This is a genomic window from Candidatus Paceibacterota bacterium (genome assembly GCA_030583745.1).
Taxonomy (GTDB): domain Bacteria; phylum Patescibacteriota; class Minisyncoccia; order Phycocordibacterales; family BOKC01; genus BOKC01.
Genome location: CP129473.1, coordinates 113,701 through 135,506, shown reverse-complemented (window position 1 = coordinate 135,506; position 21,806 = coordinate 113,701). Strand labels below are relative to the sequence as shown.

Sequence of the window (21,806 nt, the reverse complement as noted above, 5' to 3'; positions counted from 1 at the left end):
ATGAAATACCCGGAAATAGAAATAACAAAAGATGATCTTAGAAAAATTGTTTACTTCATTCTAATGAAGTTTAAAGGCGACCCGCTTCATCGCCAGGGCACTTCTGCTAAAAGAGATTTAATCGGCGGTTATATTGAAAGGTGGTTCAATAAAATCGCAGAAACAGTTATCTTTGAAAAATTGCTGGAGGATAACAAATATAAAGTTATTTCAGATTATTTTATATATGCTAACGACTCTGATAAGAACGCGCCTGATATTCTCGGACTTCAAACTTCCGACGGAAAGACTATTCCTTTTGTAAAATACAATAACGGAACCTGGACAAATATTGATGGCATGCCGAGGATCGAGGTTAAAGTTGTGCGGAAAGATCAGGCGTTACTTGGGGTACGGGAACCGCAAATGATTGATGATTATTATGCATTTATTGAGTCCGATCTGGAGGGAGATTATTTGACATCGCTGTTTGAAGAAGAAACATTTGCTGACAAATATTTTGAGGAGCTTAAAATGAGCGACGAATTTATTGAAAGCGACAAAGACAAACAAATTATTCCTCATTCTACTGTTTCTAAAACCGCAAAAGTTGGCACAATGCGCTTAATTGGCATTTACACAAAAGGCGAGGTTCAAAATAATTTCACGCTTTGCAAAAAGGATGTGAGCCCGTACTATTTTGCCGGCGCTGAAAATAAAGATCCTCGCGGGGCAAATCTTAAAGAGAAAATGGTTTTGGACGGAAACAATAGGTTTACCTATACATACGATAAAGGATATGTTTGTCTTCCGTTCGCTATTGAAAGTGAAAACAAAACAGAGATAACAATTCTAAAGAAAAACAAAGGCTCTTTGTATATACATTCTACAGATGATATTAGAATTAGTGGAATTCCTGTTCAAAAAGGTAACATTGTCATCAACCTCAATAAATTTGACCGGAGCTCTAAATGGAATGAGAACATTGCGCTAAAATACACGCTTGAGAAATTTGGCAATGACTCCACGCAAGATCTTGTGGATCTGTTTGATAAGATATCAACTAACTAACGGCGTTCAGCATCTCTTTTGCCACGGCTTCTATTACTGGCACAGAAACCGAATTTCCTGCCTGCTTGTACAGTGCAGAGTCAGCCAATTCTGGAAGCTTGTAGTGTTTTGGAAATCCCTGAATTCTAAAACACTCTAAAGGGGTTAGTTTTCTTATTCCTTTTTTATCTTTGATAATCGGAACATTATGCCCGCCGGTTCCCATATTTGCGGTAAGCGTTGGGCATACTCCGCTTTTGTTTTCCCGGACATATTTCCTCCTCCACTGATAAACCGTTCCTTCTTTTTTAACATCGTCTTTTAACCTTGGGAATAGGGGTTTTCCATTGTAATAATATTTTTTATCCACCTCGTCCTCTAGCATGTCGGTAACGCTTACAGCTAGTTTAACGGGCTTAGGATATTCAAACCTTTCAAAATGCTTTTTGTCCCTAAATCCAACAATATAAATTCTCTCGCGATTTTGCGGAATGTTTCCGTACTCCATAGTGTTGAGAACCTTTGCATGGACATGATAACCTAGACCCTCAAGAGTTTCTTTAATAATTTTGAAAGTCCTGCCTTTGTCATGGCCCATTAGATTTTTTACATTCTCTAAAAGAAATCCTGTCGGCTTTCTTGCTTCTAACATTCTTGCTATGTCAAAAAATAAATTTCCGCGACCTTTCTCATCTCCAAATCCCTGCCTATATCCGGCAATAGAGAACGCCTGGCACGGGAAACCCCCGAGGAGAAAATCAAATTCAGGCAAATCTTCGATGCCAATTTTTCTTATGTCTTCTACGACGAGCTTTGAGGTGTCAAAATTAAGATCATAAGTGTCCTTGCATTGCGGTTCAAAATCATTTGCAAACACAGTTTCAAAACCGACTTTTTCAAATCCGAGACGTATTCCTCCTACACCAGCAAACAAGTCAACGGTCTTATAGCCATTTTTCTGAATTTTTTTATCCTCGGGACGATTATCAATATTTCTGATAACCTGCACAACGACACCTCGCACTTCCACCTCTTTGCGATAAAAAGGGAGCATGCTCTGATTTGCCGGTTCAAGTTTAAATCTGTTTTTCTCCCTATATATTTTTTTCAACGTAGCCTCATTGTCATCGATTATTGCTACTACAGTTTGTCCGTTTTCAGCCACTGACTGCTTTTTTATGATAACAATATCTCCATCAAAAATACCTTCATCAATCATACTCTCTCCAGTTACTCGCAAGGCATAATGATCATCGCTATTTTTCACTACGCTTCGGCTTACACCGATATGTCTCTCAATATTCTCTATTGCTTCAATCGGCTGTCCGGCGGCAATCATTCCAACAACGGGAATTCTTATAGAGTCAGTTTCTCCTTTTATTTTAAGACCTCGGACGGATTTTTCATCTTTTTCTAAATAACCTTTTTCAACTAAAGCGTTTATATGCTGATGAATAGTAGAAACTGATTTTAATTTAAACTTTTTCCTTATCTCGTCTATTGTGGGAGAAATGCCTTTCTTCGCTATATAGGAGTCAATGAAATCGAATATTTGCTTTTGTCTTATGGTAAGAGATCTCATAATTTATAAAAAGTTATATGTTATAATATAAGCATATTATAACCGAAAGAATACCGAAAACTACAGCGAGTTATCCACAGATTTTCTATTGCTGAATAAGCCGGTTAATGTATAATATTTTACAGTGGGCTTCGGCTCACGACTTCCTGCGAGGGAAAAGAATTATGCACGCCATAAACTTTACTCTTGCAGGTCGCCACCTACCGATTAGGAAAGTCTATCAACTTCGGTTGACGAACGGACTGAAAAGTAGTACCCTTAATGGTGAGGCTATCGCTTCGGCAGTAGCCTCTACCCTTAAGGGAGCACGATCTTTCGGAACATGCACTGGTTCGAGTCCAGTGAGGTCGTCTATCATAGAAAATTATGTGAACCTGCAACTGCTTTTAACTCAAGAACAAATCGCAAGTGCATTTAAGAGTTTGAGACGTAAAGTATTTCGCAAAAACTTTTCAGATTTAAAAAGATTTTCAGGAATAGAGGAGCGGGAGCTAAATGATCTAGGGAAATACATAAAGAAGATAAGTGTAGCCGAATTCTACTCGAAAGAATTACGGCGATTTTCTTTCTTACCATATTCTGGTTTGAAAATAAGAAAATCTAACGGAAAATATAGACCCCTTCTTATCCCTTCTTCAAAAGACCGGATCGTTTTATCAGCCGTATTTCCAAAAGTTTGTAATATTCTAAAACCAGCCTTAGAGGAATACGGTGCACTTGGACTTGGTATTAAGAAAGAAAAAGACACCAGTGAATGTAAGCGAATACTCAATGAAATACAGAGAGCTTTAAAAAATGGCGAGGCTCGCTATATTTTAAAATTAGATTTTAAAGATTTTTTCTCATCCATTGATAGAAGTATTTTATTAAAGCAACTGAGTAAAAAATTCAGAGGCAAAGATCAACGCAGATTATTTCGATTAATAAAGGTATCCATAGAAAATAAAATTGAGGCAGATTCAGATTTTCATGGAACATTTGGACACCTTAAACTAAAGACCACTGGCATTCCGCAGGGTCTTTCATACTCACCATTTCTCTCAAGTTATTACGCCTTACCACTTGATAAAATTCCTAACAAAGTAAAAGGGTGCAAGGGTTTCAGATACCTTGATGACATGATCGTTCTTTCAAAAAGTGAAGGTCAAGCAAATAATGTATATGAGTTAATTAAATCAGGAAGCGAGAAACTTAAATTGAAATTACACCCACTTGAGGTTGGTAGTAAAACACAGTTATTAAATATTGATGGAAATAGTTTCGAATTCCTTGGGGTTGGTATTTCGAAAAATAGTCTTTTCATTCCCAAGGAGGCAATCCAGGAATTTAAAAACACTTTTGAGCGCGAAATTGTAAATGTTGGTATCGTCAAAAAATTTGATTTTGGAGAAGTAATTAAGGCATACAAATCTTTTGCTGGCGGTTGGGTCAATCATTACAAATCTATTTGCCCAGACAGCTTCGTCGAGGTTGAAAAAGAACTACTCACTTATTTAGATCAATACATTGAAAAACACAGGACCAGAAAGACGATAAAAGAGTTTTTTGGAGATTATCGCTTAACCCTTAGCAAACCATTTTTGAGAATAAAATAGAAAATCCTCTGAAATGCTGGCAGGAAAAGTTTAGCGGTTACTTACTATTTGTGTTTCGTCTTATCAACGAGCACAAAGGTTCTCGCCTTTCCTCCATGAGGTGGAACGCGATCGCCTCTAGACAATGTAATCTCGAGGGTTTTTGTACCCTCGACTCTATACTGTCCAGATTTTTTAGCAGTACCGCCTGTTTTGACTTTAGTCATAACAATCGTTTCGCTTAATTCTGGTAATCCAGGGGCTCGACCTGCTACGCGCCCCCGAGTCAATGCTCGAAAAAGCACTGACCAGGGGGGAGGAGGTGAGATGATCCCCTAAGATGCAGAAAAGGGCGCTCCGACTATCCCGCCAGCATTTCAAAGGACTTCAATTGTTGAATTATAACTCTTGTTTTTATTTTTTCAAAAAAATGTTAATGTAAACAGTAATGTTTAATACGAGGCACAGAAGATAAAGAATTCCCCCAGCGCATTTATGCGCTTCTTTCTCTTTGCCCTCGTAAGCTAATGGATAAACTGTCGGGCCTCTACCCCGATCTTGGAGGTTCGAATCCTCCCGAGGGCACTTGCATTTTGCAGGGAGTCCCGCCCGCTTGCGGGCGGGGTTTGTGCGCGCACGGGTGGGAGCCGTGTACTAACACGGCCTGGGGCAAGCACATAAGGCAGAGCCCTCGGGCTATTTCCGCTAGGAGCGTCCAGGGCTAAAGGACGAGCGCCGACGTTATATTGCAAAACAAAGTATCGTAGCGGAAGCGACACCACGAAAGAAATATTGAAAACGAGGATGGGGGTTGTGCGAAGGCGGACTCCGAAGGCACGTCAAAGCGAGAGAGAAACTCACGACGTACCTTGTTATCTGTACGGCACCGTACACTCCGAACGACCACTGCGAGGAGGAGCCCGAAGCTGGGGGAAGGATTCCTTCCTTCCCCCAAACTGCGTGTCGCCCGAGCAAGCGCCTAGCAAGGCGCACTTGCGAGGAAAAGCGACACTCCTAGGCATCTAGGCGCTCGTAGCCCTAGCGGAAATAGCCCGAGGTGGATGCCGAGGGTGCCGTCCCTTTAGCCATGAACGCAAAATTGATAGAATAGATCCGAGGCACCACTGAACGAATGACGCCACGCTTCACCCTTTTAGGTGAAGCCCGACCGAGCCCCGTTTTCCGCCCATTCAATTTTTAAAAAAATCCCCCCGCGAAAAAAGAAAAAGCATGGAGAGCGGAAACGGGGCGAGGGCGGAGCGCCGAGCTTGTCGAGGCGCTGGCAGCATGAGTTGGCATCACCACGCGATCGGAGCGTACGATGTAGTTCCAAGCCACCACGCGCTCCGCGCGTGCGAAGTCAGTCGGTCTTTGACTCGAAATAGGTTCGAGCAAAGGCTATAATATCGTCACATTCAGAAACTTGGTCGGAAGTAAGCGCAAAATCTGGGCGCGCCGAAGGCGCGCTGTATGGCGAGGGAATGAAAAAGTAACCTTCTCTTTTTCTCTCTTTGCCAACTAGCAAACCACATCTTAAACAAAAATTTTTATCAGAAACGCCAGCTTTGTTCTTGCCTTACCAAAAGTTCTTCTTTTTTCATCGGATCATTCATGATTTCTTCAACTGCCCGCTCCATTCTAGCTGATTGTGAACCTTTTACTAAGACGATGTCGCCTGGCTGAACCATAATTTCCACTTGTTTTCCGGCTTCTCTGGAATCGCCAAAATTAAAAATTTTTTCAGGCGAAAACCCCCTTTCTAAAGCGCCATCATTGATGCATTTTGCTCGAACACCAACAGTAAAAATAAAATCGGCAAACTCGGCCACTAAAGCTCCGGCTTTTTTATGTTCGTCAATTGAATAGCGTCCTATCTCCATCATATCGCCCAAAATTACAATTTTTCTTCCAGCGCACTTGATAGATTTCAAAGTATCAAGCGATTCAAACAGGGCAACCGGAGAAGAATTGTAGCTATCGTCAATAATAAGAGAATTTTTTACACCTTCTAAAATCTTCATTCGGCCCGGCTGACTTCTATAATCAAGAAGACCTTCAATTGCTTTTACTGGATTACCACCTTGAGACAAAATGGCCGTAACCCCGGCCAAGACAGCATAAACTTGCTGACGGCCAACTGTGTCGTAAATCGTGGCTGGTACACTTGAACCATCAAAATTAATTTTGAAATTTATACCCGAAGGAAAACCAGTTTTTCTATCATAAATAATTGCATAGTTTGAAGCAGAGACTCTGGCTTTTTTGTCAAAACCATAAGACAACTTGGTCAATTCTTTTCTGTCCTCAATCTCCCTTCTTATAATTTCATCATCGTAATTGTAAACTGCAACGCCCTGCTCCGACCTAAGAGATTTTAACAAAAACATTTTTTCTTTTAAGACTGATTGCGGTGAATCAAAAAACTCAACGTGAACCGGCACTTCGCTCATTCTGGTGAAGATCGCAACGTCAGTTTTCAGCCAATTTGAAATTTCCTCTATGTCTCCCGGCCTGTCAGCCCCAACCTCGAGAATTAGCCACCTCGGATAATGATTTGGTAAAATAATTAAAAATAAGCCGTCCAAAACAACCTTAAGCCAAGATAGCGGATTTCTCCACCCACTTTTTTGGCCACCGATAATTGAAAGTGGAATCCCAACTTCGCTGTTAAAACTTTTTGGACTTTTTTCGGCATAGAACAATTTAGAAAAAAGAGCGTGAACTGCATCTTTGGTGCCGGTTTTGCCGACACTGCCGGTGATAGCAACAATCTTCGGCTGATATTTTTTGATTATCAGCTTAGATTCAAAAGTAATAAGATGAACAATGGTTTTTTTAAGAAAATCTTTCATATCTTGCAGGCCGTCATTATCTGTCCGGCGTTATTTCATAATAATTGATGAGATATTTGGCAATATCCATAAACGGCACAGATAAAGATTCGGAAGCATATCTTACGCCTTTCGGATCGTAAGTAAACAGAAAGACCAAAAATTTAGCGTCGAAAGCGGGGAAATAACCAAAAAAAGTATGCAAAAACCTGTCGTCATAATAACCTCGCCCGCCTTCCTTCGCTACTTGGGCGGTACCGGTTTTTGCCGCGATACTATAATTTTCCATCTTCAAACTGCCCCCTAAAAGCGCTTCATCAAAAGTTTTAACCAGCATTCTGCTTATCTCTTCTGAAGTTTCCGGTTTTAAGACTCTTTTACCAGATTGATAAGAAATCTGGCGCGAAAAACCATTTTTGTACTGAACCTTTTTTGTTAAATGAGGATTGATTAGATAACCGCCGTTAGCCAAAACCGACAAAGCGCGGGCTGTTGAAACCGGAGTTAAAGCAATGCCTTGTCCGAAAGAAGCGGTGGCATATTCCAAATCTCGACTACTGCTCAAGTTGGAAACAATATTAACGGCTTCGTTTGGCAAATCAATTCCAGATGCTTCTCCCAGACCAAAATCAAACATGTATCTGGCAAAATTTTGATTACCCATTTGCTGGACAATAAAAGATGCGCCGGTGTTTAAAGATTCGTTTAAGACTGTCTGCATATCAACAAGTCCGCGCCCACGACCATCGTGATTTGAAATCTGGCGATTGTTCAAAGTTATAACCCCTGGATCAAAATAAGTAGATTCCGGTTTAATTGTGCCAAAATCCAAACCCGCGGCTAAAGTCAGAGCTTTGATAATTGAACCCATCTCATAGACATTCTCGACCAACGGATTAATAAAGATTGAATTTGAAGACTCTTTTCCATAATTGTTTGGGTCAAAATCCGGATGGGAAGCCATTGCAACAATCGCTCCGTCTTTGGGATTTATCACAATCGCCCCAGAATAACGTGAATTAAAATTTTTGTTTAAATCTCTTAACTCTTCTTCAACAAAAGCCTGAACTTGTGGTTCTATTGAGACTAAAACATCTCCCTCCTTCTCCTGAACTTCCGCAATGGAAACGCTGTCTTTTATACCAGCAAAAACCTCTGCAAAGAAATTTACAAAAACTGATTGGTTTTCTCTCTTTAAAGTATTTTCATAATATCTTTCGATGCCATATTGGCCAACTCGACTATGCTCCACAAAACCAACAAAACCCAAAGCATGGGAAGCTAAGTTGCCAGCTGGATAAACCCGCTCTTTTTGATGTTCAACACTAACACCAATCAAATTCAATTTTTTTATTTTTTCAGCGGTTGCAACATCAAGATTAGAAGCAATTTTTTGATAATCCCCACCCTTGCTAAGCTTTCCAATAAAATCTTCCTCGTCCAAATCGATAATTGAAGAAATTTGGTAAAACAAGAAATCATGGCTTCTTATTACAGAAGGATTGACCACGACCGAAAAACTGTTCTTTTGCAAGGCGGCTGGAAATGATGTTCCATCCTTATTGGTAAAGAAAATTGAACCGCGATTAAAAATATTAGTTTGAGGAAAATAATACTGTTTCTCGGCTCTTTCTTTGTAGACTTCACCTTGTAGAATTTGCAAATGATAAAGTCGAAAAACCAAAATCAGGGCAAAAGCCGAAATACCAAAAAACAAAAGCCAGATTCTGAAGGCTGGCGATTTTTTATTTTTCATAGACCTGATTTAACTCAATTCTCATTGAATATTAGCCGTCCCAAGTATTGTAGCAACTGATTTTCTAGAAATAAACCTGACGTCACGAGCTTCGTCAAAACCCAACGAACGAGCCAAATTCATATTTATTTCATTTTTCTTTGAGAGAAGCTCAAATTCTAATTGCCCAACCTGAAAATTCAAGAGATTTATTTCTTTATTAATCTTCACTCGTTTGGCAGTACTGAATACAGTCAAATTTACGCTCAATAAATAAGATAAAACAAGAACAGAAGCCAAAAAAAATAAAAACCAAGACACGGGTTTCTGCCTTCTTTTGAAAACTGTTATGGTTTTTGACAAAGTGTTCATTTTTTTAAATTTTTTCTATTACTCTTAATTTTGCGCTCCTACTTCTTGAATTGATTTTTATTTCTTCAAAACTTGCAGTTAGAGGTTTTTTTGTTATCAATTTGCCCTTACCGTTTTTTTCAAGTTCTTTAAAATTTTTCTTTACTATCCTGTCTTCCAAACTATGAAATGATATGACTGCCAGCCGACCACCAACTCTCAACCTCTCAAACGCCTGACCTATCCCCTCTTTCAGCGATTCAAGTTCGTCGTTTACAGCTATCCGAATCGCTTGGAAAGTTTTAGTCGCCGGATGAATTCTTTTGTGTCGGTAAAATTTCGGGGTCGCATCTTCAATCACTTTGACCAAATCAAGGGTGGTTTTTATAGGCCCCTTCTTTCTTTCTTTCACAATCTGCTCGGCAATTTTTCTGGCAAAAGACTCTTCGCCGTAATCTCTAAGAATTTTTTCAATTTCATCTTTCGGCCAGCTGTTTACTATTTCATAGGCAGTCAATGATCCTTCCAACTCTTTTTTCATCGTCATGAGAAGCGGCTCGTCTTTTTGGAAACTAAATCCCCTGCCCGAAATATCAATGTGCATGGAGGACATTCCGATATCAAACAAAATCTTGTCAACTTTCTGAATACCCAATTCATCCATGGTCTTGGCAAGATTTCGGAAATTTTCAATCTTAACTTCAAACTGACAACCGCCGATTTTCAGATTTTCTTCCGCCAAACTTAGAGCTTCTTCATCCGCATCAATAGCAATTATCTGAAGCCAAGGGAACCGTTTGCAAATTTCCAAACTATGCCCGCCTGCTCCAACAGTCGCATCTAGAAAAATCTTGTCTTTATCAGTAAATCCTAAGCAGTCTATTGTTTCTTTTAAAAGAACGGGAACGTGCATATATTAGTCTCTAGGCTCTAGGTCCTAGGCTCTAGAAATTAGAAATTGTCTAACGCCTAAAGCCTAATTCCCTAACGCCTAATTAAAACGCTCCGATTTCTCCCAATTTTTCAGCTAAAATATCGGCTTCTTTGTCTATCCTGTTTTTGTATTCAGTCCAACGGTTTTCGTTCCAGACTTCTATTCTGTTTCCTACACCGGCAAAAACAATTTTTCCTTTCAGATCAGCGAAATCTCTCAAATGCTCTGGGATAAGAAATCGCCCAGCGTTATCAACTTCCATTTCAACAGCCGAAGACAGGAAAAATCGGTCAAAGCTTCTTTTGTCAGCTCGTCCCATCCCTGAATCAGAAAGTTTCTGTGCGATTTTTTGCCATTCAGACAATTCGTAGATAAATAGACAATTATCAAGACCTCTTGTCGCGATTATTTTCCGACCAACCGCCTTCCTGAATTTGGAAGGTAAAGAGACCCGCTTTTTATCGTCCAGGGTGTGGATGTATTCGCCGATAAGTAACATATTTAAGCTCGTTTAACTTTGACCCTCCGACCAATTTTCTTATTACAAAGAACCAGGAATTCAAGCGGGAGCTTGTTGTTTTTAAAATGGACAGTGTAAGTTCTCTTAACTATTTTCATATTTCCCACTTTATCCCACTTCAAGGGAAAATATACCACAAAATTCCAAAATACTGAAAAGAAAGTTATCCACAACTGTGCCTAACACCAAAAAACCGCCAGAAGGCGGTTTTTTGGTGTAGATTTATAGGTTTCTTATTCTCTCGGCCTCATCAGAGGAAATAGTTGGGTTTCTCTAACTGGAAGTCCAGCTAATGTTGCAAAAAGTCTTTCTCCATATGCAAAACCAAAAGTTGGTGGCATACCGTATTCAAGCATTTCTACGAATTCCCAATCAGCCATCATCGCCTCTTCATCCCCTTCTTCAAGAAGTTTTTGTTGAATTTCAAATCTCTCTCTTTGGTCAAGCGGATCATTTAACTCCGAAAATCCATTTGTCATTTCCGCTCCGGCTAAAAGAAGCTGGACTCTTTCAGTTAACTTTGGATTATCTTTTTTAGCTTTTGACAGTGGCGAGACTATTTTAGGATGATTGATAAGCCAGGCCGGACCGCTAATTTGTTTGCGACAATATTTCCATAAAGTATCTGTTAACCTTTCTCTATTATCACCATCATATTTAACTTCTAATTCATCGAGTTTATCTTTCATTTCTTTTTCAGAAGCATTCAAAATATCAATCCCCGCCATTTTCTTTACCGTCTCAACATAATCTATTCTCGGCCACTTACTTTCCAAATCAAATTCATGACCTTTGGCGGAAAACTTGTAAGTTCCAAAAACTTTATAGACAACTGTTTTTATCATTTCTTCAGTTAAATTCATACCTTCTTCATAATCCATGTAAGCGGCATAAAATTCCACGTTGGTAAACTCTTGCAGATGTTCTGGACTCGTACCTTCATTTCTGTAAACTCGGCCGATTTCAAAAGTTTTTGGAAAACCGGCGGCCATCAAGCGCTTCTGCCACAATTCACCAACAGAAATTCGGAGATAAACATCCAAGTCAAAGTCATTATGATGGGTTTGAAATGGTCTGGCTTCAGCGCCACCCGTTGTTAATTCAAGTGTTGGGGTTTCAACTTCAAGAAAACCTCTTTCAATAAGAAAATTTCGAGTCTCATTCCAAAACTTAGCTTTTTTCTCAAATAAACTTCGAAGATCTTTATTCAAAAGCAAATCAAGAAATCGCTTTCGATACCTTTCATCTTCGTCTTTGAGGCCATACCATTCATCCGGAATTGGTAGCAAGCTCTTGGAAAGCATTGTCCAGAAATTGGCGGCTAAACTCTTGGCGCCGCGCTGAGTTTGAAAAGCTTTGCCTTTTACTTCGACGAAATCTCCAAGGTCTGTTGTGTGTTTGAAAAGCTCGTAAGATTTTTCTCCAACTTCGGCTTCTGAAAGAAATATTTGAACCTTTTCCGTACCATCAAAAATATCTAAAAAGGTTGAGCCCCCGTGGCTACGGATTGACATAATTCTGCCTGCTAAAACATGCTCCTCTGCCGAAGAAAGATATTGATCAAAATTTTCTATAAATTGAGAGATTTCAAGATCTCGCTCTGTTTTGGCCGGATAAGGATTAAGACCGTTTTCTTTTAAAATTTCTATTTTTTTAAGACGCTCTGATCTAATGTTTTCTAGAGTAGACATTGCCTTTAAAAATTTTAATTACGCTGATTATTTTAGCATACCTAAAGCCCCCGCCCAAAGGGCGGGGGCTTTTATGGAATAACTACTTCACCGAGATAATCTTGTATTTAGCGGCCCCGGTCGGAGTTTTAAAAGAAAATTCGTCCCCTTTCTTTCTTCCTAAAACAGATTCTCCGAATGGAGACCTAACAGAAATCTTGCCAACCGACATGTCGGCTTCTTCAGAACCAACTATAGTAAAAGTCTTAGATTCATTTTCTTTATCTCTTTGAACAACGACTGTAGAACCTATCGAAACTTCCTTTCCACCAGACGAAGATACTATGCTCGCGTTCTTCAAGAGATTTTCTATCTTCACGATCCTGTCTTCCAAATTTGCCTGTTCTTCTCGAGCTTCGTGGTATTCCGCGTTTTCGGACAAATCGCCAAGAGATCGAGCATACTCAAGCTGTTCGGCTATCTCTTTCCTTTTATCTTTTTTGAGATACTCCAACTCTTTTTGAAGCTCATCAAACTTTTCTTGAGTTAAATATTCTGTAACTTCCATCTTATTTTTGCTTAATTTTAGTGAGATGAATTGTATCAACAGGGTCAAAAAAGTCAACTAAAATTGGGGTTTGGGGTATAGGCACCATGGTTGGCTTTCCAATCAAAGCACTTCTCCGCAACTGTCGGAGGTACATCGTGAGGCAACAGTGCCGAGCAAATAGCCGCTGCCCTTCCAGATCCAAATAACACGGAGGGAAAAGAGAACAGCACAAGAACGAGAGTTCTGGTTCACGACAGCCCGCAACACTCCGACACGTAGTCGGAGTGTTTTTTTATTTAAAATACTCCGGTGTATTCTGATTCATCCAATCCAACAACTGCCTCATCACATAAACCCCACCGGTGGTATTACTATACGGACCCCTTTCCATAACTACAACAAAAGCATATTTCGGATTTTCAAACGGAAAAAATCCAACAATCCAAGAGTGGATAAAGGACCTGCCTATTTCAGCTGTTCCTGTTTTTGCTGCCACTGAAACGTAAGGAACATTTAACCCAGACGCTGTTCCTTTTTCAACAGCCCGCCTCATTCCCAATCTTGTAATTTCAAAAGATTCCCTTGTCAGTGACAGACTATAAGAGTCTTTATTCCCTTCCCCTCCCTTCAGTAAAGATGGTGTTAAAAGATTGCCACCATTAGCCAAAGCCGAAACGGCTCTTAAAATTTGAATTGGAGTAACCTGAAAACCGTATTGTCCGATTGAGGTATTATAGGTATCACCAAGTCTCCAGTCATCGTCAAAACGAGATTTCTTCCACTCTGGATTCGGAATAGTGCCGGAAACTTCGCCTGACAATTTAATTTTGGTTATTTCGCCAATCCCAAAGTCCGAAAGATATTTATTAATTTTACTGATTCCAAGACCTCTCTGTTCACCAAACCCACCGCCAATGTGGTAGAAATAAATATTTGAAGAAAAAGCTAGGGCATCAATCATATCCACCCAGCCATGTGCTTTCCAATCAGTAAAATATGAGAATTGTCCGGGGACATATGGGTTCGGTACTGCCATTCGGTCAGTGCTTAAAATCTGTTTTTTTGGATCTATGACTCCTTCATTCAAAGCAGCGACCGAGAGGAAGGGCTTGACCACTGAACCCGGAGCATAAAGACCGCCAATTAGTCGATAAAGAAAAGGGTTATTCTTGTCGTTCAAATAACTCTCAATCTCCTCCTGTTTACCGTTACTTAGAATCTCTGAACTATATTCTGGAAAACTTGTCGCGGCGATAAGCTCGCCGGTTTTGACATTCATAATTGCACCGGACCCACCTTGATAGTTGAAGGTCCCAGCGGTTTTAGAAATTATTTCAAATAATTTAGCTTGGATTCCAGCATCAATAGATAAATAAACATTATTGCCATCTTTCGGCGGTTTGGTAACAGCTTGAGAATGAATTTCATTAAAAGCATCGGTTTCAACAATCTTCAAACCATTTTCTCCAAGTAAGATTTCGTTAAAAGCAAGTTCAACACCGCTCTTACCAACATAATTGGTTTCCCAGTAAAAACCGTGCTTGTCTTTACTTGGGTATTTAACATAACCTAAAAGGTGAGAGAAACCCGGGATTTCAAGATACTTTCTTTTTGAAAAATCTTCAGTGTCATCCCTGACATTAAAGACCAACTCCTGACCGTTACGGTCATAAATTATTCCGCGATTAGAAAATATAAAAGTGTAACGAAGACGATTATTCTCGCTCCTTTCAAGAAAAGCTTCGCCCTGTTGGACCTGTAAAAACCAAGTTCGAGCAAAAAGTAAAACACTTATGGTAACAAAAAACACAAACACCAGCTTCAAAGATTTTTTAGAAATTGGTTTTTCAAGCCGACCTTCGAATTGATCAGTGTCAAAATTCGGCAGATTACTCGCATCCAAAAGTATCTCATCCGGAGTAATTTCAATATTGTGCCTTCTCTTAAACCAGTATTTTATTTTTTTACTCCACCAGCTAATCATTGATAAATATTATTTTACGTTTCAAGAATTCTGATAATAAAAAAATTAGGAACATAACAAAAGTTACCCAATACATACCTAAAAACCAACTTTCAGTTGAATACAAAATATCAAAAAACCAAGCGACTAAAACTGCTTCTAGATAAAGATGAAAATAAAATAGAAAAAAAATGGAAAGCAAAAAAAGTGTCCACCAAGGCAGAATAAAGACGGATGCCAAAACTAGCAAATTGGCTAGAATTCTTAAAAAATGTTTGTTGAGTAAAAAACTCATATCTTTAAATACAAAATAACAATGATTTAGTCCGCCCCTATTTCAACCGCTACCCACCTTATTTCTGAAAGATTGACCGGCAACCTGAAAAGTATTTTCTTAAAAGAACCAGTTTCGGTCTGTTCAACTTCCTCAATCTGACCCAAAAGTTTTTGTGGCAATCCGGGCACAACCAAAAAATCACCAACTTCCACTTCTACCTCTTGTGGTAGACTTGCCTGAAAATTTCCGCCACCTCGACCAACAACTACAACCGGCAGATTAACTCTCTCAATGAAAGCAGAGATTTCAAAACCGGGAGAAGAAACAATTTTAACTTTTGAAGTTTTGTTAAAAACCTCGTCAACAAACCCGAGTAAAACATTTTCAAAAAAAACTTTTTCCCCACCGACAAGCCCGTGCCTTCTGCCAATATCAATTATAAATACATCATAAAGCGACTGTGGGGGTCTGACCAGAACAGAAGCTGAAATCGCCTCTTGATTATCCTCACGATTCAAGAGGGCTTTCAGATTCCTGTTTTCCTCTACCATTGATTCAAACTCTTTCAAGTTTAAATTTGCAAGCAGAAGTTCGTCTTTTAAAATTCTAATCTCTTCGGCTTGCTTAATCCTAGAATTGAAGAACGAACCGAGAAAATAAAATTTTTCCGACGATGCAAGTCCGGCTTTCCAAACAGGAAAACCAAGTGAGTTTAAAAAGTTTTTGCCTAAGCTCCCGATTGCGCCGGAAAAAAAGAAAGCGATAAGTACAAGAAAAACCACCACAATCACAAACTTCGTGGCTCTCTTCGGTCTTTTGTCAGCGGGCCGGAGGTAATTCATTGTCATTTACAATCAAGACCTCTTTATAATAATCCAAGTTCTCCAAAATTATTCCGGCGCCCCGAGCTACCGCCGTCATCGGCTCATCAGCAATAAAGACCGGAATTTTTAGCTGGCTTTTCAGAAGCTCTGACCATCCTCGTATAAGAGAGCCACCACCGACCAGGTAAACACCGCGTTGCATAACATCCGACAAGATTTCTGGCGGAGTTGTCTCCAAGACTTCCTTAATTGCGTCAAGAAGAGCGGCGATTGAAGATGAGATTGCCTCTCTTATGTCTGAACTGGTAATTATCACTTCTTTCGGCAGACCCGTCACCAAATCTCGGCCCTTTATGACAGATTCAATCGTCTCGCCATCGGCAACTGACCCGACTGCAATTTTCACAGCTTCAGCCGTTTTCTCACCAATTAAAATTTTAAATTCGCTCCTGATATAAGAAATTATGTCTGAATTTAATTTGTCTCCGGCAATCCTTAGATTTTTTGAACGAACAACACCGCCAAGAGAAATCACAGCGATGTCGGTTGTTCCTCCTCCGATATCAATAACCATTGAGCCAACCGGATCCATTACCGGTAGATGAATTCCAATGGCGGCTGCCACCGGTTCCTCAACAATGTGAACTTCTCTAGCGCCAGCGTTTTTAGTGGCATCTCTTACCGCCCGAATTTCAACCGAGGTGATTCCAGACGGTACACCAACAACCACTCGTGGACCAAAAAATTTCTGTGCACCCTTCTGCGCTTTATTAACAAGATAAGAAATCATTTCTTCGGTCACTTCAAAATCAGAGATAACTCCATCTACAAGTGGTCGGACGGCAGTAATATGAGCCGGTGTCCGGCCGAGCATTTGCTTGGCTTGTTCACCAACCGCGACCACCCTTCCAGTCTTTTGATTGAGAGCAACAACGGATGGCTCGTTTATGACAATTCCCTTACCACGCAAATAGACCAAAGTATTGGCTGTCCCAAGATCAATACCAATATCGTTTGAAAAAGTCCCACTAATCTTTTTAAAAAGATTATTCATCGAATTTTTTAAATAATTGACTCTCGGTTAGAAAACTTATTTTGCCACTTTTTCTTTCTTTGACCTCCAACTTTCCTGTCGCTTCAGTTTTTTCGCTAATAATAATTCGCCAAGGAATACCTATTAAATCTGCATCTGCAAACTTCTCTCCAGCCGTTGCCTCTCGATCGTCAAAAAGAACTTCAATGTTCTTTTTAACAAATTGATTGTAAATCACTTCAGCTTTTTTGCGTGTTTTTTTATTTGTACCTAAAACCAAAAGGTGGATTTTAAAAGGTGCGATTGTCTCGGGCCAAACTAGACCCCGACTGTTAGAAAGAGTTTCTGCAACAGTTGCCATAAGCCGTCCCAAACCAATCCCATAGCTTCCCATAATTACCGGTTTCTTTTCGCCTTTTTCATCAAGATACAAAAGGCCAAGTGGCTCAGAAAATTTAGTACCGAGAGAAAAAATGTTACCGATTTCTATGGACCGACGTTCTTCAAGAGATTCTCTTTCCAAACCAAGTTCGGCCAAAACTGAATCCTCCATAACCTCCTTATTTACGGCGATTTTCTTTTTTGAGTGAAGATAAATCGTATCTTCGCCAGCTTCCGAGAGCGCCTGAAATTCATGACTGAATTTTGAAAAACTACCACCAGAAGCAAAAGTTAGATAGAATTCTTTCAGCCCGACTTTTTTAAAAATTTTCAAATAACCCTTCTTAACCTTTTCGTAAAATTTCTGATGCTCGGCTTCATCTCTAGAAAAAGAATATAGATCTTTCATTAAAAACTCTCTTCCCCTCATAAGACCGCTTTTCGCACGAATTTCGTTTCTAAATTTTGTCTGAATTTGAAAGACTGAAAATGGTAGATCTTTGTAAGAAGATAAGTGTTCTTTGAGAAGATTGGTCAAAGGCTCTTCATGAGTCGTCGCAAGACCAACATCCGCACCATTTTTAAATTTAGTCTTAAACCAAACATCAATCTCTTCCCAACGTCCGGTGCTGTTCCAAATTGATGGCTCTTGAAGAGAGGTCAAAGATATTTCCTGTCCTCCGAGCGTGTTCATTTCCTCTCTTATAATTCCGGCAATTTTGTTTAAGACTCTCAAGCCAAAAGGTAGAAGAGAATAAACTCCGGCCATCTCTTTGTGGACAAAACCAGCTCTGATTAAAAGAGCGGCGTTTTGAGAAACCTCGTCCTTGGGTGCTTCCTTTCTGGTTTTAGAAAATATAGCTGATTGGCGCATAGAACAATATTATATCAACAAGAATTCTAAAACAAATGAAAAACCCCGCCGGCGCTACAAATGCAACACACGACGGGGCGATGGGTCGACAGAGTCCCGGGGAAAGACCCTGCCGAACATCAAGTCTGAACATCTTTGTCCTGTTTCGAGGGTTGGAACATTCTGTCCTTCTCTAGATCTTTGTCAGGAGATCTTTGTCAGGAATCGTCCCTTTCCCAAGATATGGAGACAGTACAAAACTCTAATATGATTATACATAAATCTCAAACTCCGGCAACCCTTAGAAAAATCGAGAAATGTCGCTAATAGTTATTACAACCATGAGCAGAATCAAGAGAAGAAAGCCGATAGCATTCAGCGCGCCGGCAACTTTCGGATTGATACTTCTTCTTGTAATTGCTTCAATTGCCAAAAACAGTAGACGTCCACCATCAAGCGCTGGAAACGGTAAAAGATTTATCACCGCCAAATTCAAAGAAATAAAGGCCGTAAATTGCAAAAGATATATAAAGCCAAGACTCGTGGCATCACCAACAAGACCAACAATGCCAACCGGACCGGCAACCTGCGACAAATCAGCTTGTCCGACAATCGCCTGACTTAAAAAAGAAAACAAGCCGACAACAATAGCGCCAAGAAGATTTAGTGTTGTCTTCCCTCCTTCCCAAAAAGCCAAGTGGACGGGCAGACGTAAAGTGCCTATCATACCCATAGAAATCCCAATCGCCCGCCGGTCTTCTAAAATACCGACGGCTGGCTCAATTTCTTTTTCCAAAATTTCTTGCCCTCTTGAAATTTTTAATACCACCACCCCATCCTTATCACTTAAAAAATCTGAAAAACTCTCTGGGCTGATTTCTAACAACTCTTCTCCGGAAAAAGAAACTCCGGAGACTGTATCTCCGACTTTCAAATCAGCTTCTTGGGCTGGAGAGTTAGGCAAGATAGAAGTTATAACAAGACGCGCATCAGAGACATTATCACTGTGGTCTATTGGCGTTGGCAGACCGTGCATAAAACCAAGAGAAATTAAAATCCAAGCAAATAAAATATTGAAGACTACGCCGGCGCTTAAAACCCAGGCCTGCACAATTTTCGGCTTGTGAGAAAAATGTTTCTGTTTTTCTTCTTCTGAAGTCGGAGTTTCCAGTGGATTTTCTCCAAAAATTTTTACAAATCCGCCAAACGGCAAAGCATTAAGCGAAAATTTTGTCCCTTGCCAATTAAAAAGAGTCAATAAGCGTGGTGGAAAACCGATGCCAAATTCATCAACCCGAATTCCTGATTTCTTGGCAGAGATAAAATGCCCAAATTCATGAACGAGAATTAAAACGGCCAAAACTATTACAAAAATAAGAATAGTCATAGTAGTCTAATTAGAAATTTCTTTTTCTTTGGATTCTGCCATTTCTTCAAGCCTTTTATTTGTCTCGTCAATAATCTTTTGCATGTCATTTTTCAATCGAAACTTATCGTCTTCACTAATCACCCCATCTTTTTCCTTTTTTTGTATTTCTTCCCAAATTTTTTCCCTCTCCGCTTTTACACTAATTCTGGCCTCCTCAAGCTTTTGTTTGCAAAGTTTTATGAGAGTAGCTCGTCGTTCGTCTGATAATTCCGGAAAATGAACTCGCACCCCACGATCGTCAGAAGTCACCGACAATCCCAAACCAGAATCTTGAATGGCCTTCTCTATCGCCTTACTCTGGCTCATATCCCAAGGCGAAACTCTAAGCGTCTTCGGATCTTCGCCGGTTATCGTTGACATCTGGCTTATCGGCATCCGCGAGCCATAGGCCTCCACTCGCACACCATCTAAGATCGCTGGAGTTGCCCGACTGGTACGAATTAGTTGAAATTCTTTTTTTAACCAATCTACGACTTCTTGAGTTTTGATTTTTAAATTTGAAAAATTATACATTTGTTAAACATCATAAACTACGAACCCTAAAATTCCAAGCTTTAATTCAGACTTTCGGCAAAACCAAGCATAGATTTTCTAGAACGAGCTTTATTGAACCACCACGGCTTCGCAAATAATTCCGACTTTCAGCAAATATTTTAAATATTTCGGCTTGTTTTAAATCTAAAGACAGCCAATCAACTTTTCTATAAAGACAGGTTTCCAAGGCATCAATTGCTTTTTCGGCCACCGCCCTGTCTTTAACTGCAATAATTTTAGCTACTGATTTTAATCTAGCCGGAACACTTAAACTCAAAAAAATCTCTGGCTCGAGTGGGGGTTTTTCTTCTTCTCCCACTATCGCTTTTTCCAAAACCATAAAACGCGACAACAAAGTCGGGATAAGACCTTCTTTTGAGGGCATCAAAAAAAAGAAAAAGGTCTGCGGACTGGGATCCTCAAGAATTTTCAAAAGCGCATTTTGAGCTTCGGTAGTTATAAAAGAAGTCTTTACCAAAATAACCTTAGGGTTGTTTTCTTTTAAAGCCCGACTTAAATATATCCTTTTCAAATCTCGGCTATCATCTATACCAAAAGTTTCAATTTGTTTTTCCCAATAGTCAGGATTACCAGTAGTCTCAATATCCAAACCAGACTGAACAATTTTTTTCAACAATTCCAAACCATTGCCGTTTGCCGACAAAACCAAATAAGCATGGTGTTTTTTCAAGTTTAAAACCGAAGACATTATTTCTACTTTTTAGAAATTATTGATTTTTTATAGACATTCAAATGATCCAGAGCAATGCCAGTGCCACGCGCCACGCAATAGACCGGATTGTCAGCCAGAATCGCTTTGACTCCCGTTCGACGATATATCAATTCTGGCAAATTTCGTAGTTGAGAGGTTCCGCCAGTCATAATTATTCCTTGGTCAATAATGTCCGAAGCAAGTTCGGGCGGAGTTTCTTGAAAAACATCTTTAATGGCTTTAACTATTTCTTTTAATTCACGATGAATAGCTTTAACTATTTCATTAGTTTTGATTTCAATAGAACGCGGGAGACCGGTTATAAAATCTCGGCCTTTTATATTCATTGAAAGTTCTTCGTCTAGCGGAATAGCCGATCCGATTGTAATTTTTATATCCTCGGCGGTCTTATCGCCAATCGCCAAATTAAAAGTCTTTTTGACATAGTCCGCAATCGCGGTATCAATTTTGTTACCGGCGCATTTTACGGAAGTTGCGGCAACGATTCCACCTAAAGAAATAACCGCTACGTCAGTTGTGCCTCCACCAATGTCCACAATCATATGCCCCATTGATTCATAAATCGGAATACCAGCACCAATCGCCGCCAAAATCGGCTCTTTGACAATGTAGGCGTTTTTGGCGCCGGCCTTAAGTGCTGCCTCCACCACCGCTCGCCTTTCGGTAGAAGTAACGCCAGCCGGAACTGAAACCAAAACATCCGGCTTTGCGATATTAAAACGACCAAGAGCTTTCCTGATGTAGTAGCGCAACATAGCTTCTGTAACTCGATAGTCGGCAATTACTCCATCTTTCATCGGCCGGTAAGCAATAATATTTTCCGGCGTCTTACCTATCATCTTCTTGGCCTCAACACCGATCGCCAAAATTTTATTGTCATCTTCTGACACCGCGACCACAGAAGGCTCATTCAAAACCACTCCTTTCCCCGGAACATAAACGAGAACGCTTGTCGTCCCAAGGTCAATTCCAAGTTTTTTTGTAAAAATACTCATTTTTTTGT

The 21,806-nt window shown here is 39.9% G+C and carries 20 protein-coding genes, 1 tRNA gene and 1 pseudogene; 3 read left to right on the top strand and 19 right to left on the bottom strand.

Annotated elements, in window-relative coordinates:
• Window positions 1-1,050: a hypothetical protein gene (locus QY304_00680; GenBank protein WKZ26604.1), complete on the top strand. Its 1,050-nt coding sequence runs from the start codon at window positions 1-3 to the stop codon at window positions 1,048-1,050.
• Here the strand turns inward: QY304_00680 and QY304_00675 are convergent.
• Together QY304_00675 and lexA are read right to left on the bottom strand one after the other, a co-directional pair.
• Window positions 1,043-1,993, bottom strand: a complete 951-nt coding sequence (locus tag QY304_00675) for a DNA cytosine methyltransferase (GenBank protein ID WKZ26824.1) — start codon at window positions 1,991-1,993, stop codon at window positions 1,043-1,045. The two genes, QY304_00680 and QY304_00675, sit on opposite strands and share 8 nt — an antisense overlap.
• A gap of 36 nt (window positions 1,994-2,029) precedes the next feature.
• A pseudogene (gene lexA, locus QY304_00670) lies at window positions 2,030-2,611 on the bottom strand (transcriptional repressor LexA).
• Window positions 2,612-2,718: 107 nt separating this feature from the next.
• On the opposite strand from lexA, the gene QY304_00665 reads away from it, so the two are divergent.
• A complete protein-coding gene (locus QY304_00665) occupies window positions 2,719-4,206 on the top strand; it encodes a reverse transcriptase domain-containing protein (protein ID WKZ26603.1) in 1,488 nt (495 codons plus the stop codon).
• A gap of 44 nt (window positions 4,207-4,250) precedes the next feature.
• Here the strand turns inward: QY304_00665 and QY304_00660 are convergent, their stop codons facing one another.
• On the bottom strand, window positions 4,251-4,412 hold the full coding sequence (locus tag QY304_00660; GenBank protein ID WKZ26602.1) for a hypothetical protein: 162 nt from the start codon (window positions 4,410-4,412) through the stop codon (window positions 4,251-4,253).
• 286 nt (window positions 4,413-4,698) lie between these two features.
• On the opposite strand from QY304_00660, the gene QY304_00655 reads away from it, so the two are divergent.
• Window positions 4,699-4,770, top strand: a tRNA-Arg gene (locus tag QY304_00655).
• A 965-nt stretch (window positions 4,771-5,735) separates the two neighbouring features.
• On the opposite strand, the gene murF is transcribed toward QY304_00655, so the two are convergent.
• The 16 genes from murF to QY304_00575 all read right to left on the bottom strand — a co-directional run bounded on the left by murF (window position 5,736) and on the right by QY304_00575 (window position 21,798).
• A complete protein-coding gene (gene murF / locus QY304_00650; protein ID WKZ26601.1) occupies window positions 5,736-7,037 on the bottom strand; it encodes a UDP-N-acetylmuramoyl-tripeptide--D-alanyl-D-alanine ligase in 1,302 nt (433 codons plus the stop codon).
• A 16-nt stretch (window positions 7,038-7,053) separates the two neighbouring features.
• On the bottom strand, window positions 7,054-8,772 hold the full coding sequence (locus tag QY304_00645; protein WKZ26600.1) for a penicillin-binding protein 2: 1,719 nt from the start codon (window positions 8,770-8,772) through the stop codon (window positions 7,054-7,056).
• Between the two features lie 21 nt (window positions 8,773-8,793).
• Complete coding sequence (locus tag QY304_00640; protein ID WKZ26599.1) at window positions 8,794-9,123, bottom strand: hypothetical protein; 330 nt, start codon at window positions 9,121-9,123, stop codon at window positions 8,794-8,796.
• 4 nt (window positions 9,124-9,127) lie between these two features.
• Window positions 9,128-10,015 (bottom strand): 16S rRNA (cytosine(1402)-N(4))-methyltransferase RsmH, encoded by an 888-nt coding sequence (gene rsmH, locus QY304_00635; protein WKZ26598.1) that lies wholly within the window; start codon window positions 10,013-10,015, stop codon window positions 9,128-9,130.
• Window positions 10,016-10,097: 82 nt separating this feature from the next.
• The gene (mraZ, locus tag QY304_00630) at window positions 10,098-10,535 is read right to left on the bottom strand and encodes a division/cell wall cluster transcriptional repressor MraZ (protein WKZ26597.1); all 438 of its coding nucleotides are present in this window, start codon (window positions 10,533-10,535) and stop codon (window positions 10,098-10,100) included.
• A gap of 254 nt (window positions 10,536-10,789) precedes the next feature.
• Window positions 10,790-12,247 carry a lysine--tRNA ligase gene (gene lysS / locus QY304_00625; GenBank protein ID WKZ26596.1) on the bottom strand — a complete coding sequence of 486 codons (1,458 nt, stop codon included), beginning with the start codon at window positions 12,245-12,247 and terminating at the stop codon, window positions 10,790-10,792.
• Between the two features lie 82 nt (window positions 12,248-12,329).
• Window positions 12,330-12,794, bottom strand: coding sequence for a transcription elongation factor GreA (gene greA, locus QY304_00620; protein ID WKZ26595.1), 465 nt, complete (start codon window positions 12,792-12,794; stop codon window positions 12,330-12,332).
• A 274-nt stretch (window positions 12,795-13,068) separates the two neighbouring features.
• Complete coding sequence (locus QY304_00615) at window positions 13,069-14,760, bottom strand: penicillin-binding transpeptidase domain-containing protein (protein WKZ26594.1); 1,692 nt, start codon at window positions 14,758-14,760, stop codon at window positions 13,069-13,071.
• Entirely contained in the window at window positions 14,753-15,034 is a 282-nt protein-coding gene (locus tag QY304_00610) for a hypothetical protein (GenBank protein ID WKZ26593.1), read from the bottom strand. Before QY304_00610 ends, QY304_00615 begins: the two co-directional genes overlap by 8 nt.
• A gap of 26 nt (window positions 15,035-15,060) precedes the next feature.
• Window positions 15,061-15,864: a rod shape-determining protein MreC gene (mreC, locus tag QY304_00605; protein ID WKZ26592.1), complete on the bottom strand. Its 804-nt coding sequence runs from the start codon at window positions 15,862-15,864 to the stop codon at window positions 15,061-15,063.
• Window positions 15,836-16,894 (bottom strand): rod shape-determining protein, encoded by a 1,059-nt coding sequence (locus tag QY304_00600; protein ID WKZ26591.1) that lies wholly within the window; start codon window positions 16,892-16,894, stop codon window positions 15,836-15,838. The genes mreC and QY304_00600 overlap by 29 nt, the downstream gene beginning before the upstream one ends.
• Complete coding sequence (locus QY304_00595; protein WKZ26590.1) at window positions 16,887-18,128, bottom strand: His/Gly/Thr/Pro-type tRNA ligase C-terminal domain-containing protein; 1,242 nt, start codon at window positions 18,126-18,128, stop codon at window positions 16,887-16,889. Before QY304_00595 ends, QY304_00600 begins: the two co-directional genes overlap by 8 nt.
• A 280-nt stretch (window positions 18,129-18,408) precedes the next feature.
• The gene (gene rseP, locus QY304_00590) at window positions 18,409-19,494 is read right to left on the bottom strand and encodes an RIP metalloprotease RseP (GenBank protein WKZ26589.1); all 1,086 of its coding nucleotides are present in this window, start codon (window positions 19,492-19,494) and stop codon (window positions 18,409-18,411) included.
• A gap of 6 nt (window positions 19,495-19,500) precedes the next feature.
• Window positions 19,501-20,049 carry a ribosome recycling factor gene (gene frr / locus QY304_00585; GenBank protein WKZ26588.1) on the bottom strand — a complete coding sequence of 183 codons (549 nt, stop codon included), beginning with the start codon at window positions 20,047-20,049 and terminating at the stop codon, window positions 19,501-19,503.
• A gap of 46 nt (window positions 20,050-20,095) precedes the next feature.
• Complete coding sequence (locus QY304_00580; protein WKZ26587.1) at window positions 20,096-20,779, bottom strand: hypothetical protein; 684 nt, start codon at window positions 20,777-20,779, stop codon at window positions 20,096-20,098.
• Between the two features lie 5 nt (window positions 20,780-20,784).
• Window positions 20,785-21,798, bottom strand: coding sequence for a rod shape-determining protein (locus QY304_00575; GenBank protein WKZ26586.1), 1,014 nt, complete (start codon window positions 21,796-21,798; stop codon window positions 20,785-20,787).
• Window positions 21,799-21,806: the final 8 nt, after the last annotated feature.